20 protein-coding genes are annotated in these 17,430 nt (G+C 30.9%); 14 read left to right on the top strand and 6 right to left on the bottom strand.

The features are described from left to right. Positions 1–217: 217 nt before the first annotated feature. From AN960_RS20755 to AN960_RS24640, 7 genes are all read left to right on the top strand, one after another. The gene (locus AN960_RS20755; RefSeq protein WP_056475791.1) at positions 218–814 is read left to right on the top strand and encodes a hypothetical protein; all 597 of its coding nucleotides are present in this window, start codon (positions 218–220) and stop codon (positions 812–814) included. 50 nt (positions 815–864) lie between these two features. Beyond that, entirely contained in the window at positions 865–1,503 is a 639-nt protein-coding gene (locus AN960_RS20750) for a hypothetical protein (RefSeq protein WP_056475788.1), read from the top strand. Between the two features lie 337 nt (positions 1,504–1,840). Beyond that, complete coding sequence (locus AN960_RS20745; RefSeq protein ID WP_056475785.1) at positions 1,841–2,104, top strand: excalibur calcium-binding domain-containing protein; 264 nt, start codon at positions 1,841–1,843, stop codon at positions 2,102–2,104. A gap of 429 nt (positions 2,105–2,533) precedes the next feature. Continuing rightward, entirely contained in the window at positions 2,534–3,244 is a 711-nt protein-coding gene (locus tag AN960_RS20740; RefSeq protein ID WP_156339739.1) for a hypothetical protein, read from the top strand. A 15-nt stretch (positions 3,245–3,259) separates the two neighbouring features. Then, a complete protein-coding gene (locus tag AN960_RS20735; protein WP_056475780.1) occupies positions 3,260–3,739 on the top strand; it encodes a hypothetical protein in 480 nt (159 codons plus the stop codon). 166 nt (positions 3,740–3,905) lie between these two features. Next, positions 3,906–4,490, top strand: a complete 585-nt coding sequence (locus AN960_RS20730; protein WP_056475777.1) for a hypothetical protein — start codon at positions 3,906–3,908, stop codon at positions 4,488–4,490. Positions 4,491–4,506: 16 nt separating this feature from the next. After that, entirely contained in the window at positions 4,507–4,671 is a 165-nt protein-coding gene (locus AN960_RS24640) for a hypothetical protein (RefSeq protein WP_156339738.1), read from the top strand. A 138-nt stretch (positions 4,672–4,809) separates the two neighbouring features. Here AN960_RS24640 and AN960_RS20720 read toward each other — a convergent pair whose 3' ends face one another. From AN960_RS20720 to AN960_RS20705, 4 genes are all read right to left on the bottom strand, one after another. Next, positions 4,810–5,472, bottom strand: coding sequence for an amino acid ABC transporter permease (locus AN960_RS20720; RefSeq protein ID WP_056475772.1), 663 nt, complete (start codon positions 5,470–5,472; stop codon positions 4,810–4,812). Positions 5,473–5,484: 12 nt separating this feature from the next. Beyond that, positions 5,485–6,123 carry an amino acid ABC transporter permease gene (locus tag AN960_RS20715; protein ID WP_056475769.1) on the bottom strand — a complete coding sequence of 213 codons (639 nt, stop codon included), beginning with the start codon at positions 6,121–6,123 and terminating at the stop codon, positions 5,485–5,487. Positions 6,124–6,201: 78 nt separating this feature from the next. After that, the gene (locus AN960_RS20710; protein WP_056475768.1) at positions 6,202–6,999 is read right to left on the bottom strand and encodes a transporter substrate-binding domain-containing protein; all 798 of its coding nucleotides are present in this window, start codon (positions 6,997–6,999) and stop codon (positions 6,202–6,204) included. 14 nt (positions 7,000–7,013) lie between these two features. Then, the gene (locus tag AN960_RS20705; protein ID WP_056475765.1) at positions 7,014–7,742 is read right to left on the bottom strand and encodes an amino acid ABC transporter ATP-binding protein; all 729 of its coding nucleotides are present in this window, start codon (positions 7,740–7,742) and stop codon (positions 7,014–7,016) included. A 521-nt stretch (positions 7,743–8,263) separates the two neighbouring features. Here AN960_RS20705 and AN960_RS20700 point away from each other — a divergent pair. The 4 genes from AN960_RS20700 (at position 8,264) to AN960_RS20685 (ending at position 11,566) form a co-directional block, all read left to right on the top strand. Then, entirely contained in the window at positions 8,264–8,734 is a 471-nt protein-coding gene (locus tag AN960_RS20700; RefSeq protein WP_056475762.1) for a hypothetical protein, read from the top strand. Positions 8,735–9,295: 561 nt separating this feature from the next. Further along, complete coding sequence (locus AN960_RS20695) at positions 9,296–9,766, top strand: hypothetical protein (protein WP_056475759.1); 471 nt, start codon at positions 9,296–9,298, stop codon at positions 9,764–9,766. A 195-nt stretch (positions 9,767–9,961) separates the two neighbouring features. After that, positions 9,962–10,951, top strand: a complete 990-nt coding sequence (locus tag AN960_RS20690) for a helix-turn-helix transcriptional regulator (RefSeq protein ID WP_056475756.1) — start codon at positions 9,962–9,964, stop codon at positions 10,949–10,951. Positions 10,952–11,101: 150 nt separating this feature from the next. Continuing rightward, complete coding sequence (locus tag AN960_RS20685; RefSeq protein WP_056475753.1) at positions 11,102–11,566, top strand: hypothetical protein; 465 nt, start codon at positions 11,102–11,104, stop codon at positions 11,564–11,566. Between the two features lie 52 nt (positions 11,567–11,618). On the opposite strand, the gene AN960_RS20680 is transcribed toward AN960_RS20685, so the two are convergent. Continuing rightward, complete coding sequence (locus AN960_RS20680) at positions 11,619–13,028, bottom strand: Ig-like domain-containing protein (RefSeq protein WP_056475750.1); 1,410 nt, start codon at positions 13,026–13,028, stop codon at positions 11,619–11,621. 463 nt (positions 13,029–13,491) lie between these two features. On the opposite strand from AN960_RS20680, the gene AN960_RS20675 reads away from it, so the two are divergent. From AN960_RS20675 to AN960_RS20660, 3 genes are all read left to right on the top strand, one after another. Next, entirely contained in the window at positions 13,492–14,013 is a 522-nt protein-coding gene (locus tag AN960_RS20675) for a YcxB family protein (protein ID WP_056475748.1), read from the top strand. 142 nt (positions 14,014–14,155) lie between these two features. Next, a complete protein-coding gene (locus tag AN960_RS20670; protein ID WP_056475745.1) occupies positions 14,156–14,674 on the top strand; it encodes a DUF6933 domain-containing protein in 519 nt (172 codons plus the stop codon). Between the two features lie 970 nt (positions 14,675–15,644). Continuing rightward, positions 15,645–16,622 carry an RpnC/YadD family protein gene (locus AN960_RS20660; protein WP_056475740.1) on the top strand — a complete coding sequence of 326 codons (978 nt, stop codon included), beginning with the start codon at positions 15,645–15,647 and terminating at the stop codon, positions 16,620–16,622. Positions 16,623–16,653: 31 nt separating this feature from the next. Here the strand turns inward: AN960_RS20660 and AN960_RS20655 are convergent, their stop codons facing one another. Beyond that, a complete protein-coding gene (locus AN960_RS20655) occupies positions 16,654–17,112 on the bottom strand; it encodes a hypothetical protein (protein WP_056475737.1) in 459 nt (152 codons plus the stop codon). Positions 17,113–17,430: the final 318 nt, after the last annotated feature.

Genomic DNA, 17,430 nt, shown 5'->3' with positions numbered 1-17,430 from the left:
TAAATTTGGAAGTTATTAAATTAAGTAAAAACATTTTACATACAAACCTGTTCAATTTTTTGAGCAGGTTTTTTATGTTTTTTACTAAAAACCCCAATTTCCCAAATAGAACCAATACTTTCATTTACCCACTCAATTTTCTGACCATCCCATCAGTTAAGATTAATCCAGATTTAATCAAACCTTAATTTTAAAAAAACTGAAGGAGGATTTTTATATGAAAAAATTCACTTACCTATTATTAGCACTTCTAATTACTCTACAAGTCGGCTGTTCATCAAACAACCAAGCAAAACAAACAACAATAAATTCAAAACCAAAAGAAGAATCAGTAGCTGTCGATAAGGGTCTATTCAACGTAAAACTCACATTACCAGCTTCAATGTTTGAGGGAGACGACATAAACAAAGTTATCGCCGGTGCAGAAAAAGAAGGAATCAAAGTAACAAAAAACACCGATGGGTCTCTAACTTACAAAATGTCAAAATCTCAACACAAGAAAATGATGAAGAGTATTAAAGATCAAATCATTAAAACAGTCAATGAAACAAAACAAAGTAAAGATTTTGCTTCGCTAAAGGATATTACTTACAACAACGATTTCACAGAGTTTACTTTGATTGTTGACCAAGCAGCCTATGAAAATAGCATGGATGGTCTCGCTGCATTTACATTTGGGATGTCCGGAATGATGTATCAACTTTATAACGGTGTAGATCCAAATGACTATAAAGTAACCATTTTAGTAAAAGATCAAGCTACTCAAAAAGAATTTGATAAAATCGTTTACCCAGATTCGCTTAAGGAAAAATAACTCGAAAATTTCTTTAGGTTAACAAAAAAATTTAAAAGTGAGGCTAAAAAATGAACAGAAAATATTCAAAGGTAGTAAGTTTATTAGGAACAACTCTATTAACAATTTCGTTATTATCAGCATGTGGGCAAGGCACAAAAGATGTGATTGTAAAAGAAGACTCTCCAAAAAAGGAAGAAGTAAAAACAACTAAAAAAGAAGTAAAACCAAAACAATCAAAACTTGGTTCAAGAACGAATCCAGTTCCATTTAAGAAAACTGCTACTGTTGATGATGAATTATATAATGACAATGGAGATTCATTTCCAATTAAGTTTGACTTAACGGTAGAAGAAGTAGTACGTGGAGATGCTGCCTACGCTAAATTAAAAAGCATGAACGAATTTAATGATCCTACGCCAGAAGGGTATGAATGGATTTTAACAAAAGTAAAAGTTAAATTTGTAAAATCAGCTACTGAAGATTTAGCATTTAATATTGATGGAATTATGAACTTTAAAGTAGTAAGTGAAAGTGGAGATATTTATAGCGGAGATGTTTATGGCACAACAGATCCAGATTTTAGTTATGAAATGTATGTAGGAAATGAAAAAGAAGGATATATTGCTAATTTAGTAAAAACTGGGGAAAAGGCGCAATTACGATATGAAGAGTTTATTGGAGGTCAAGTATTCTTTAATTTGCAATAATGCCTAGATTAAACCAAAAATGTTCTGTGTTAAGAACGAAATAATATACTAATTAAGAAATGTGTACAGCCAAGTCTGTACACATTTTTTCTGCGAAAAAACGAAAGACTTATTCAATTTTTGAGTAGGTTTATTAAAGTTAGTAAATACTCACTAAATAAATCTAGTACATTTTTACTGAAATAACAATATTTTCTATGTTAAAATGATAAATAGATTAAGATAAATATGAAATACATCTTTGTTTCTTAGCAAACTATTAAACATATTTATTTACTGGAAATTTTATAAATAAGGTAGCATTTGTTACAAAATAAATAGATAGGAGTTATTAAAAATGAAAAAACTTGTTATTGGTATTCTTACAATTGGACTTATTCAAAGTTATTCAATTATTTCAACTGATGATGCTAGTGCAGCTGTGAAAACATTTAAAAACTGTACTGAATTGAACAAGACATACAAGGGTGGAGTTGCCCGTAGTTCATCCGTTAAAAATAAAGGCGGTAAGACTAAATATAAACCGTATGCATCAAAAGCTCTATATGACGCTAATAAAAAAATGGATCGAGATAAAGATTTAATAGCGTGTGAAAGATAAGTTTAAGTAGTAAAAAATGTTAGTTCTCAAGAAGGAACTAACAACCTGAGACTGAAGGCAAACCTGATTTTTATCGAGTTTGTCTACAGTGATCAATACTATGTTAAAGTAAAACTGCAGTCTTCAAATTTTGAGGACTGCATTTTTTTTATTTCCAAAATCTTCAAATATTTGTCACATTGATGATGAGTTTAATAGAATCTAGTATGTTAATATTTTCACAAGTTAGTAAATTTTACTAAAAATTTTACGATTAATAAGGAGGATGATCTTGAAAAATTTATAGTTCCAGAGTTACATTATTTTCACTAGTCATAGACACAACATCTGGTAGTTTATTTAGGGGTACTAGATGAAAGTATGTATTTAAATTTTATATTTCGGAAGTATTTAGATTCTAAAATTAATGTAATGGAAAGGCTGATGAAAATGTTTAAGAAGTATATGAAACAGAAAAGTAGTTTAAAAAAATTAAGTTCAAAAAAAAGACTAAAACAATTTTTAATTGGATTCATTGTTGTATTTTTCTTAGGTGCAGTGTATCCATCGCAAAGTAGAGCAGAAACTTTAATGACAGATGAACAATCAGCGATTATAGATAATATTAAAGATATAGTAAAACAAAAAAAAATATCAGATGAAGAAGTTGCTAAATTAGAATCAGAACTTTCAAAATTAGGAATAGATTCAGCAACATATTTTACTCCAGAAAATCCAAGTGAATTTAAACAAGCTAGAGGTTATAGTCAAACTCATGATCTAGGTCAAGGGTGGAAAGCAAGAGTAGACAAACCGACAGCCGGTGCTAAACAGCAAAAACCACATGTCCATGTATATAAAGGAAAGGTTGAAGGTATTGAAAACGTAGATGGTACAAAATCACATGGGCAAACATTAAAAGAAGCAGGTGTACCTAAAAGTATTCAAAAGAAGGCTAAAGCCCTAAAAGATTATAAAAAAGCACAAGAAGATTTAAAAGAAATGGAGAAAGCAAAGGATAAAATTGAAGCTAAAAAGTTAAATCTGAAAAAGACTGCTGATATAATAATTGCTATAGGAATCTTTGTGGCAGTTGTAGGTCTTGTTATATTTGCTACTTCAAGTATTGCTGCATGGGGAGCATTTTTATTGTTAATTTAAAAAGGAGTGTTTTTTTTGGTAAATTATCAATTTTTATTACAATTGGATTTGAATTATAAAAACCATATGATTTTTACAATAAAAGAAATAAAAAAGGGTTATTATGAAAAAATAGGTTATTTGGTACTGGAAGATGTTCGTAGGGCAGGAACACCTAATGATTTTAAAGATTTACATCCTGTTTTTTTAAAAGACTGGGATGATGATAGAAATTTAATCTTTGTGAGAGTATATACTTTTGATAATTTAACAGAAGAAAAACAAGATGCACTATTAGAACTTGCAGAAGCTTTTATTGAATTTAAACCAAGTGTCAATCATAAGGTGAATTTTTATGTATCAAAAGAAGTTTCTAAGCTATTTGAAAAATGTTGGGAAAAAGATATGAATATGATTCCTGTCTATCAATGGTTGATCAATGCTGATAGTGAAAATCCAATTAATTTAGAAAAACTAAAAATTGATTCATTAAATCATCTATCACAAGATGAATAACTATGAACTAGATGATGTGGAAGAGACTTTTAAAAAGGACACTAAAAAAGTTCGTGCAAATCAAATAAGCGAAGCCTTCACTGTTAATTTAGGAAGCCTTCGCTATTTTTTGTAGTTAAAGGTCATGGAATATCTACATTTCGTAAAAGTTTGGGGGAATAAAAAAATGATAATAAAAGTCTTAGTTTTAATTTTATTACTAATTCTAGGGAATCTATTATTTAAACTAATCCCCTGGAAGTATATTACGTTACTATTTGGAATTATTGTATTGCTATTAATAGGTTTTTTCATTGTTGAGCGTACTTCTATTTTAGTAAAAAATAGACTACTAGAAAGTACTTCACTAAAAAATGAAGGAATGAATGAAATTATGATTGATAAACAAGTTACACCTGAACTATTGGTAGATCTAAAAAGCAAATATGGTAGTACAGTTAAACACACAGATATAGTAGTAATACTTTCTGTTGAAAATGATAGAAACTATCAATTTAAGAATTTTTATATAGGAATTAAAAACAACAAAATTAATAGTATTTTTTCTGAAGATCCTAAACTAAAAACTAATAAAGGGATTGGAAAAGGAGATGATATATCTACTATTATAAATAAGTACGGTAATAACTACATTCACTCGTTTGAAGAAATAGGAGAAACGTTAACGTATCTTGATAAAGAGAGAAATGTTAAATTGACTTTCATTATATATAAAGAGAAAGTATTACAAACTATTCTAACTAAGTATTAAGTCAAGGAGATATATTATGCCCATTTCAATTATTATTATTTTTATGTTTCTTTTTTCATTATTTTCTTTAGTTATTGGTTTAATGAGAAAACAAAAATATATTATAATTTTTTCAAGTATACTATTACTTATATCTTTAGGATTAGGAGCATTTATAATCGTATTAATTGGAAGAATGTAATTGATGAATTCATTAAAGATATGCAAAATCCTCCAATATAAGATCCATTTAAAAGGGGGATTTTTTTATTTCTTTCTATCGACGAAATTTAATTATTTTACATCAAAAAAATCCGGCCCAATAAATGAACCAGATTTCTCAAGACTGCTTTATTTCCAATCTACGCGCAACCAAAGACAAAACATAATTAACAATAAAATACATCAACGAAACCATCACCATAACAGGGATCACATAAGATTCCTTCTGCGCATAAATAATCTGTCCATTATGCAATAAGTCCGGCAATGCAATAACAACAGCTAAACATGTATCTTTTAGTAAAGAAATAAATTGACTAACAATCGGCGGAACCATTCGTCTCAATGCTTGAGGCAAGACAATATAACGTAATGTCTGAGTGTAATTGAGGCCGGACGCACGAGCCGCTTCAATCTGTCCTTTTTCGATCGAGTTTAATCCACTTCGAATAATCTCTGAAATCATAGCTGATTCAAAAACCGTTAATGCTGCGATGGTAGCTGTCGTTATTTTCATTTCAATCCCGATTTCTGGTAGGGCAAAATACGTAAAGAAAATAATCAGTAGTAAAGGCAGGTTCCGTATAATCTCAACAATCGCGGTTAGTAATTGAGTAACAACAGGAATCTTTGTATATCTAAGCGTACCAATAAGTCCACCAATAATGAAACTTAGGACAATTGAAATGGCAGCGACCTTAAGGGTGACCCAAAATCCTTCTAGTAAAAACTTGATATGATCTAGTGTATATACATCAGCGAACGGCTGCAGAAAATCCATTCATCCACCTCCTTAATTACTTCTTGCCAAGCGTTTTTCTAAATATCCCACACCAATACTTAAAGGAATCGTTAAGACTAAGTAGAATAAGGCTACAAAAATATAAGTATCAAACGTTACGTAAGTCATTGCAGATATTAGATCGCCCTGATACATTAAATCTCCACCAGCTACGACTGCTAATAAAGATGAATTTTTTACTAAATTTAGAAATTGGTTGCCAAGAGGAGGGATGACGATTTTAATCGCCTGGGGAAGTATAATTAATCTCATTGCCTGTCCGTAACTCAATCCTGTTGAGCGAGCCGCTTCCATTTGTCCTTTTGGAACAGAAAGTATACCGGCACGAATTGCTTCGGCAATGAAGGCTGCTGTATAGATGGTTAATCCAATCGTTCCTGCAACCATCCCACTATAGCTTCCAGCTAAGTAAGTGAAAAAAATAACAACTAGTACAGGGATATTACGTATAAATTCAACATATACCGAACCTAACCAGTTAAGCGGTTTAATTGGAGCAATTCGCATAACAGCAATTATTGTTCCTAAAATAAAGCTACACAACAAAGCAATTAAACTAGTTAAAATGGTTACTCTTAATCCTTCTAAAAAATACTCCATATGATCCGTTAGTATCGAGAAATCAATCAAAGGATTTCCTCCTAATTATCAGGAAAAGCAGGTCCGTAAAATTACGGACTCTGCAGATCCCAACGATAATATCAATAATTATTTTTTAATCCATTTATTCTTAATTTCATCGTATTTACCTGATTCTTTCAGGCTTTTTAATGCTTTATTTAATGCGTCAACAAGATCTTTATTGCCTTTTTTAACAGCGATTCCATAAGGTTCTTGGGTAAAAGTTCCACCTACTAATTCAAATGAAGGATCTTCTTCTTTCATACCATAAAGGATTGAGTCATCAGTCGTTAGGGCATCACCTTTACCAGCTTTTAAGGCTGTAAATGCTTCAGCATAATTTTCGAATTCTAGTACTGTTGTATTAGGAGCTTTCTGACGAATATTTACAGCGGAAGTGGACCCTTTAACAGCAAGCACTTTTGTCCCTTTTTTCAAGTCAGCAAGTCCATGAACTTTACTGCCTTTTTTCACAAGCAAAGATTGTCCCGCATTAAAGTAAACATCAGTAAAATCTACTTCTTTTTTACGTTCTTCATTAATGGTCATTGTAGCGACTACCGCATCAACTTTACCATTATTTAAGAGGCCAACCCTAGTTTTTGAAGTAACCTCTATGTATTCTGGTTTAACATCATTGCCAAACATTTCTTTTGCCAGTGCTTTGGAAAGGTCAATATCAAATCCTTCTACTTTACCTGTTGATGGGTTTTTCAATCCGAATAAACGAGTGTCATATTTTACGCCAAATACGATTTTCTTATCATCCTTAATACGTGCAAGAGCATCCTTACTTTTAGAATCATCCTTACCACCACAACCTGCAAGAACTAAGGCGGCCGTAGTTGAAACCAAAGCCATTTTTATGAATTTTTTTAAAAACATTCCATTACCTCCTATTAATGATTTAATATACGACTGAGAAATAAGCGAGCCCGTTCTTCACGCGGGTTCTCATAAAACTCAGCCGGAGTTGCTTCTTCTAATATGCGACCCTCGTCCATAAAGACGATTCGGTCGGCAACCTCTCTGGCAAAGCCCATCTCATGAGTCACGACAACCATCGTCATGCCTTCCCTAGCAAGAGTCTTCATAACATCTAGCACTTCACCAATCATTTCAGGATCAAGTGCCGAAGTAGGTTCATCAAAAAGCATAATATCCGGTTTCATCGTAAGTCCGCGGGCTATTGCTACACGTTGTTGCTGACCACCAGAAAGCTGGGAAGGATAAGATTTCGACTTCTCTAAAATGCCTACCTTTTCAAGAAAATGTTTGGCTGTTTCATCAGCAACTTCTCTAGATTGGCCCAATGCTTTCATAGGAGCGAGAGTGATATTTTCAAGCACAGTTTTGTGCGGATACAAATAAAAATGCTGAAAAACCATTCCAATATTCCGTCTTAACTTATTGAGATCTGTTTTTTTATCCCCAACAGAAATCCCACTGACCGTAAGTGTCCCGTTATTAATTGATTCCAGATGATTGATACAACGTAACAAAGTACTCTTACCAGAACCAGACGGCCCAATCACAACAACAACTTCACCTTTATTGATTGTGAGATTAATATCTTTCAAGACTTGAAAATCGCCATAAAACTTATTTACATGTTTAAATTCAATCATTCCTGACCTCCTGTACAATTTTATTGGTATATGTGAAATGGAGAATTTTGGGAATCAATATTTAATGTGTATGCTTGTTTACATTTTGATATCACGCTTATTTCGTTTTTAGTCTTTTTGGACGAGGACTTTCGCACTAGAATCATAAAAGAAAAAGAACGAGTATTATTTGATGTAGACAATAGGAAGTGTCGTTAATCTAAAGGCAAAAAAAGTGAGACAATATAATTTTTTAAATAGAAATAACTCGTAAAATTTACTAAAAGTTCAATGTTTTATCATAAATACCATAATTTTCTATTGATTAGTATGTTAAGATTTTCACATATAGTCACTTGCAGCTACCGTGAAATCGGGAGGCGTATAGATTGGTAAGGGGCTTTCAAAATCAGAGGCTGTATCGAGGATAAAATCTAAAAAAGCTACGTGGTCTATCTCTAAAAATCAGATTAAGAGAGTTGCTGATTTAGTTAAGTTTAATATTAGAATCATCCGGTTAATTAGAAAAGGAGGATCTATTCATGACACAATATCATTATATTTCTTCACCAATGCGACTGAAAGAAGGTACATTTGGTGACAATCCTATTTCTCCTAATGTTTATGCAAATGAACTAGATTTTACACATCTATATATTGAAAGGAATTATGATCTAGAGGAAAAAAGGATTTTTAGTTTCTCTAAACACTTCCAATTTAAGCATCAAGTATGGATGATGTCTCAACAAGTTCCAATGAAAGGAGAAAAACGGATTTCTCCAGAAGGTGATAAATGTTTGAAGATTTTATATGAATACATTAAAGAGGCTGTTAATGAGAGTGGCGTAATAGAATATTTCGCTTCATTGAATTCAGAAGAAGACTTACCAATTAGCCATAAACGGGAAATGACACTAACAGATTTAAAATCTCCAAGAGACTTAATAATAGCCCAAAGGGAGTTTGTTACAATTTATAAGGACTACGATGATGGAATAATATCAAACGAATAAAATGCATCTCCACCTTAAAAAGTACCCTATTGAGTAAGCACCTAAAAAGCTAATCAATAGGATACTTTTCTAGTGAAAATAGACTAGTGTTATTTAACCATCATTTTTACCAATTAAATATTAAAATTAAATTAAATACATCTTATAGAGATTATAGATTCTATACCTATTAAAACAAAAAAATAAATAATACAATTATTAAAGAATATCAATCCCAAGGGGAGTTTATTGAGTATGTTTTTAGAGTAAATAAACTTATCTATCTATATAGTTTTAGTGAATCCTTACAAAAGGAAATAGATGAATACTTATAAAAAACCTTCTAAATTATTCCTGTACAAATAAGCTAATAAACGATTAAAAAGCCAAGGTATTCAACTTGGCTTTGTTTTAACTCACTTACTTACTCCGGTGTGATACAGAGATTAATATCTTTTAATAATCAGTCAAAGAGTGTTGCTGCTTCAGTTAATTTTATTATCACGATCATCCGGCAAAGCGTACTCCAGATGTGCACGCTTTCTATGGCGTACCGGTTAATTAGAAAAGGAGGATCTATTCATGACACAATATCATTATATTTCTTCACCAATGCGACTGAAAGAAGGTTCCTTTGGTAAAAATCCTATTTCACCTAATGTTTATGCAAATGAACTAGATTTTACACATTTATATATGGAAAGGAATTATAATCAAGAGGAAAAAAGGATTTTTAGTTTCTCTAAACACTTCCAATATAAGCATCAAGTATGTATGATGTCTCAACAAGTTCCAATGAAAGGAGAAAAACGGATTTCTCCAGAAGGTGATAAATGTTTGAAGATTTTATATGAATACATTAAAGAGGCTGTTAATGAGAGTGGCGTAATAGAATATTTCGCTTCATGGAATTCAGAAGAAGACTTACCAATTAACCATAAACGTGAAATTACACTAATTGATTTAAAAACTCCTAGAGACTTAATAATAGCCCAAAGGGAATTTGTTACAATTTATAAAGATTACGATGATGGAATAATATCAAACGAATAAAAGCATCTCCACCTTAAAAAGTACCCTATAGAGTAGATAGCTAATAGAAGCTACTCTATAGGGTATTTTTCTAGTAAAAAAAGACTAGTATTTTTTAACCATAATTTTTACCAATTAAATATGTTAAAATTAAAATCAGATTAAGTTACATATAAAATACATCTTATGAATTTTACTAAATAAACGGAGGAATCCATGGAAAACCGAGAACGTTTCTATAAACTAATGAAGCTATTAGAAAGTAAAACAGATATTGATCGTGAGTTTACGTTTGATGAAATAAAAAAGAGATTAGCAGCAGGAGAAGAAGACTTTTCGTATAGTAAAAATACATTTTTAAAAGATATATCGGTATTAGTGGATGTTGGTTTTGATGTAATTGAAAACGCTTCAGATGGTAAGGCAACTACATATAGTCACCAAGAAAGACTATTTGAATTACATGAACTCCGTTTATTAGTAGATGCTGTTACAGCTTCAAGATTTTTAAATAAACAAGAAACCAAAAAAATTATTGATAAATTAAAAAAACTTACAAGTGAAAACGAAGCCAAAAAGCTTCACAATGGCATTATCCCAGATACTGCTATTAAGAGTGAAAGTAACCGAATTCACTTCTCAATCGATCAAATTCATCAAGCCATTGCTGAGAAAAAATTACTGACATTTCAATATGGCCGATATAATTTTAAGAAAGAATTTGAATTAAGCCATGATGGAAAAAAGTATTCAGTAAAGCCACTCGCAGTAATTTGGTCAAATGACTACTATTATCTGATTACAAAAAGCCTACCTGACGATCAACTTAGACATTTCCGTGTAGACCGAATGCGAGAAGTTAAGAGAACGGAAGAAAAATTCCCAGATGATCGTTTTAATGTAGATGAATACTTGAGTACGGTTTTTAATATGTTTGCTGGTGAACCTGATTACGTAAAAATTAAGTTCAAAAGAGGATTATTAAATGTCGTACTTGATCGTTTTGGATTAAAAGCTGATATTCAGCAAGTGGATGAGGAGCATTTCATCTTAACGACAAAAGCTGCAATTAGTGATGGATTGATTACTTGGATTTTAACTTGGGGAAAGGATGCTCAGGTAATAAGTCCGCCATCAGTGATTGATAAAGTTCAGGAGCAAATTTTGGAAATGAGTAAGTTGTATAATATGAATTTGCAAAAATAAGTTTTACTAAAAAGAGTATCTCTGGGGGGATGCTCTTTTTTTATTAAAAAACCTTCATATTAATTTCAAAATTACTTTAATTAAAATGCATTTAAGTATGTTACTATTTTCACAAGTGGAGCTATTTTAAATATGATGAGAGGTTTGAGAATGATGCTAAAGGTAATTTTCTACTCTTTTATTTCAATTGTAGGGATCGGCTTAATAATGTATTTATACATAATGTTTTTCCTACCAACCCCAGATACAAAGATTAAAATAGAGAAAAATGAAATAAGTAAAAAATTAAATACAAACCAAACAATTCTAATTCCTTCTGGATTTGAAGTGAAAGATGTTTATCTAATAGATGATGGTTTCATTTCACCATATATTGAAGTGCATCTTTCAAATAGAATTAATATAAATATTCATTCATCAAATAGCTTAGCTTACGAAGGTGGGGAAAAGGCTAGAACTAAAATTATAAACACTCATAAAATTAGAGAATATCAAACGAAAGATAGAAGAGTAATCTATATTTTTAAAGATGGCCAACTTAATTATTTTTATGAATTCTATGAAACTTATAGGGAAAGTATTGATAAGTATTTATTAAAAAATCCGATTGATTAGTGTACTTTAAATAACAAAAACCAAGGAATTAATCCTTGGCTCAATGTTTAGATTAATGTCTTACAACTTTTAAAGTAGTCGCTTGACTAGTATTACCAGCAGCATCCTTTGCAGTTACAGCAATAGTAATACCTTTTTTCTGTGCTTTGATCTTAACTGTAAAGTTTCCGTTTGAATTAGCTTTGGCAGTACCTAGGACTTTACTTCCAACTTTCACGGTTACAGTTGAGTTGGCTTCTGCTTTTCCAGTTACTTTCAAGTCGTTGTCATCTACTTTATTAACTTTTGGCTTACCTGGTGCAATAACATCTACAACTGTTACAGTTGTTGCTACACTTACATTTCCAGCAGCATCTTTAGCTGTTACAGTCAGCTTTGTTCCTGCACTTTGAACGGCAATAGGTAGTGAATAGTTTCCAGACAAATTAGCTTTAGCGGTACCCAGTACTGTAGATCCTCTTTTAACAGTAACAGTAGAATTAGCCTCTGCCTTTCCAGTCACAACTTTGTCATTATTATCAACTTTATTTACGATTGGCTTAGCTGGTGCGATAACATCAACAACTTTTGTAGTTGCTGCTGCACTAGTATTACCTGCAGCATCTTTTGCAATGACACTTAAAGTAACTCCTGCTGCTTGTTTTTTTATTGTTACAGAATAGGTTCCTTTTGATGATGTTTTAGCAGTACCTAATTGATTACTACCAGCTTTAACAGTAATAGTAGAATTTGCTTCTGCTTTACCTGTAACAACTATATCATTATTATCAACTTTATTTACGGTCGGTTTATTTGGCGCAACGTTGTCCTCGAAACCAGTTATGATAGCATATAAGTCATTTTCGGTATTATTGTCAATATCGTCTGCATTATCATAATCCATAACTCCTACATAATAAGTGCCAGCTTTAGCTTGATATGCTTGATACTCAGTGCCGTCATCGTCATACTCCGAACCTAAGTATACTAATTTATTACTCTCAGCATAATCCTTTTCTACAGCTGCAAATAAAAGATCAATATTAATAGAGTTAGTTGCCCCAGCTACAAATAAAAGTCCATCAGTCGGTACAACTACTTTATGTAAATCTAAATCATATAAAGGAAGTAATTGCCCAATCAAGATTTTGTCATATGAAGTATTATCTGCATAAGGAAAATCATCATTATATTCCGTCTCATAAATAAAATCATCATCTGCACTAGTGACATTACCTTTATTCATGGTCCCCGTTTTATTAAAGCTTTTTACTGAAAAGGATCGAGCAGATTTTACTTCTTTTCCAAGCTGATTAAACGTGTGAAAATCTAGGATTCCTTTTTGAAGAGGTTTTTTAACCTGATGTTCAATCATCTTCTTTGATAAATCGTATCCGTTTCCTTCTGCCTTAACAGTTCCTAAAGACAATGGTGAAACTAATAATCCTAAAGTAACCAATGATAAGATTTTTTTATTAAGCACCAAATCACCCCTGTTGTTTATTATTAAGAACACTGAGGTCTCTAATGCTACTATAAAAAATCAGGCATAACCATGGGCTTCAATACACATTTATTTTTCGACAATTAGAAAGACTATAGGCTTGTTTAATGAAATTCTAATCATCGAATCTAAAAATAATTAAGCTAAATAAGACTATTTTTACCGATTTCAAGTAAATTTTACTTAAATGAATCAATATAATTCTTTAAGTATTTGGGATTATTTTGGTAAATTATCAAACTATTATCATATGCGATTGAAAGACCATTCTTCCAGAAAAAGGTAGTAAGTTGGGTGATGTCTGTCCATTGTTTTCTAGTAATTCATTCAGTATAATTAGAATTGTTGGATTAATTAGAAAATAAAACATTAAGTGGATGAACGCTTTAAAGAGTGATCAATTTGGTCACTTTTTTTATGAAAATAGGGAAGCAGGGACAGCATGAATTTTACTTTTAATTACGAAGAAAATGATGTATACCGTTTTAACCTTGATATGCACAGCTCGAACTCAAAAGGGAAAGGCTATTTACAGCAACGATCTGGTGCTTCTCTCTACTTTTTCGGTTTGCTCTGTTTGTACGCATATGTGTTAGACGTCAAGATTATGAATTATCTTTGGCTAATAATCGTATTAGCTGTAGTGCACTTTTTTTTCACTCCGTACGATCAAAAGCAACGAATCAAAAGAAGTGTAGCTTCGTTTACAAAAGATCCTAGAAATAAAAAGATATTTGGGGAGACTGAAATCGTTTTAGATCAAAAAGGACTTCTTGAAAAAACGCCGATCGAAGAGACTTTTATCAAGTGGGAGCACATACTTGAAGTGAAAGAAGCAGATTATGCATTTTATTTCTTTTATGCATCAAATCGGGCATTTGTACTCCCAAAAAACGCAGTATCGAATAGTGAAGGATTAAAAGCGTTTCTTGATTCTGTTTCAGTACCATTGGTTAAAATGTAGAAGATATGAAAAAGTGACTAGTAAAAAGTCACTTTTTTTTATTATGCAAAACATTTTCATCAGAGAGTAGTCTGGTAAGTGATTCAAAAAATGAATTAAGATATAATTGTTTATAGAAAAATAAAAATGAGGAATTGAGAACATGTACATTCAATTAACAAAAAAACTTTCAGATGAAATAAAAATAAAAGTAGAGAAACCAGATTTATCAAACGAGAATCAACTTTTTTGCTGGCATGCTAATATCTTTAAAATTGGCCGTAAAAAATGTGTATTGGTAATGAATAATGTAACAAGATATTGTTTTGTTATGTATGGTCTATTAAAAAAGGATTTTACAAATTTTGAAGAGTTAATGAAGAGAAGTATTGTGACAAATTTTCTGGCAAATGAATTTGATGTGGAGAAAGTTGATCAATATATGAAACAACTAGGTGAAATTCAATACACTGCGACAAGCGATCGAAGTATTATTTCGCAAATGAATGATATGATTTATCTTGCTGAATCTTATGTTTACCACAGGGTAGAGGAAGATGAAATAATTAGTTTGCTTCACTTAAATCTTGATCTTAATGACACGCCTTTATACAAGTTACGTTCTTATCCAAGCAAATTGATGAGGGAAGCATTGGATGAATTTTTTCATCAAATGAAGTGATCTTAGGGAACCTTCATATGTGGTGATTAATTGATATCAATAATTAAGGGGAAGCATTAATCTTAATTCGTTTTTCTTTAATGCATTTTTAAATTCTTTTAAAATTTCCTTGTTTGGAAGTCTATCATTTTTACCTTTAATTTTTACATTACCTTTTAACGGAACGATAATTCTATATCGTTCTTTTTCTTTTATATTACTTGTTGCAAACACATATGAATTTTCAGTAGTTTAAAAATCATCTTCTGAGTCCATCTTTCTTATAAAAGAGATTATGACTAATTGTTACAATTTAAGGAACAAACGTTAATAATTAGTTCATCTTCATACATTTTTCAAATATAGAACATTTTTCCAGAATTTAATATGTTAATATAATCAAAAAACAAAACATTTTCTCAGGGATGGGTTAAATTTGAAAAGTTTCTACTATCTTATCATTAGTTATTCAGTTTTCATTTTAAATGTCACCTATAACGGATTTAACAACTTCAATCTATTTTTAAGTTTAAATTGTATAAGTATTTTATTAAGCCTGCTGAGTTTTCTGATTTCAATTATTCCATCAGATAAGAGATGGAAAGAGAAGATCAACATTGGACTAAGTTTGAGTTTAATTTTAGTATCTTCACTTTGGATTAACTTAGTTTATGTTGGAATTTAAATGTTCTAGAGTTATTTGATTAGTAATTTGAAGAAAAAGGTGAGGATAATGGGGAGCTTTTTTAGAGTAATATTATTTCTTATTTTAACTTTTATTGCGATTGTTTTTTTGTTGATTTTCTTTTTAAAACCAGGACCCAAAAACGAAATTAGCGGATCTTCAAAAAGTTATGATTCACATGAGACACTTAAGGAGGATAAGGTTGGTGCAAGTAGATCCAATATAATAAAAGAACCTATACAAGAGACAGCATTGTTTTTCAATTTATAAAAACAATTGATTCTAAATGCGTTTCCAGGAGGAAATATGGGTAAAGAATTTGAAAATTTAGGACACGATAGGATGTTTAAAAACCTCCTCCATCTGTTTTTGGAAGAATATTTACAATGTTTTTATCCAGATTTTAATTTTAAAATTGATTGGAGCAGACACGTTAGATTGCTATCCGAGGGAACGGACATACCTAAACTCAATATAAAGGAAAATGAACCGAGATTTGTTGATGTTCTTTTTGAAGTCCATTTAAAAGATGAGGAAAAGAAGACTTTACTTCACTTCGAGAACCAGTCTTATTCTCAAAAAAAATTTCAGAGGAGAGTATATGAGTACAATTGTTTAATTAGAAGTAATCACCCTGATTGTTCAGTGTATTCATTTGCTATTTGTTTCAATTCATACCCTCGCACGGGAGTTAGAAATAGGTATGAATACAATTCAGTTGATGGATTAGAAAAAAACGTCTTTACATTTAATGAAGTTCATCTTAAAAATTTCTACTGGCGAGACTCAAGTATTAATCATCATCCCATTATTTGGGCTTTAGCTCCTTTAATGTATAGAGACAACTCAGAGGATGATTACGAAATCTTAGTTTCATGTCTTCAAAAGGTTATAGAATCGTATGGTTTTTTAGGCACTGATAAAGCAAATATGATAACATTATTCCTAGATTATTACTTCCAACCTGATGATAAAATTTTAGAAAAAATAATTAATGAATTAAATGAATATATTTTGGAAGGGGACGAAGAAATTATGACTTCAATTGCAACCAATATTCAACAAATTAGTCAAGTAAGAGCTAAATCAACAATGTTAAAGAATGCTATTCAATTTAGGTTTTTCGATGGAAAAGCTATTCCACAATACACATTAAATCTAATTGAATCAATAGAAGACGGAAAAAAACAGGAAAGAGTTATCGGAGAAATAATGAGTATTAAAGATAACGATCCTGAAATTATTTCAAAACTAAATACTTATTTACAGCGAGGTACATTATAAACAAAAAGGAACCAAGTTAGGTTCCTATTATCTATTCTATCGATTTTAATTCTATTTTTAGTTTTCTTGCTAGGTCGATAATAGTTTGTGTGTTAATTTTTCTACCTAAATGGTTCGATGTAATCGCCAGTTCATTATCATAAGCTTCCAAAAGGCTAATGAATCTTTCGTAATGGTTTAAGATAGAATTTATTTTGTAGTCATAATCTTCCTTTAATTCTTTATTTTGTTCATCTAACTTTTCTTTTAGCAACAATTCAATCGTACCCTCATCAGAGTTTAAAGCTATATATAACGTATTTACGAATTCATTTGATAAAGGGTAATCATTTGGAAAAACGATAGTATTGCTTTTTCTAAATTGATTTACTAATTCAAGCAATTTTATATTATTCGGATAACGTTTTGATATTTCTTTCAGTAGATATTGTTTTTTCGATTCGAAATTAATTATTGGAAAATCTTTTAACATATTCGTTAGTTCTCCCATGAATACCACCACCTTAAGAAATAATTCTTTTTTGAAATTAGAAATTCCTTTTGTAACCTTTCTCCATTAATCTACTTAATTCTACAAATGGTTTTTTGTTGCTTGTCTATTCATCATACGGGTAGCGTCTAAATAAATCCTATTTTTTTACTTCCTTGGAACTTTATTATTTTTAGTCCAGAAGAAAGTCGAAGAGGCATTACAAATTTGGAGCAATTTTATTGTGATTCATCATCAAGAAAGTTACTTGTAAATTTAAAACATACTTACTTTAACATTCACTAAAAAGAGTGTTATTTTTTTAGAAAATAAAAAAGA

The sequence above is a fragment of the Bacillus sp. FJAT-25509 genome (genome assembly GCF_001420605.1).
Classification (GTDB): Bacteria; Bacillota; Bacilli; order Bacillales; family Bacillaceae_G; genus Gottfriedia.
This window is presented reverse-complemented; position numbering and strand designations above follow the sequence as displayed.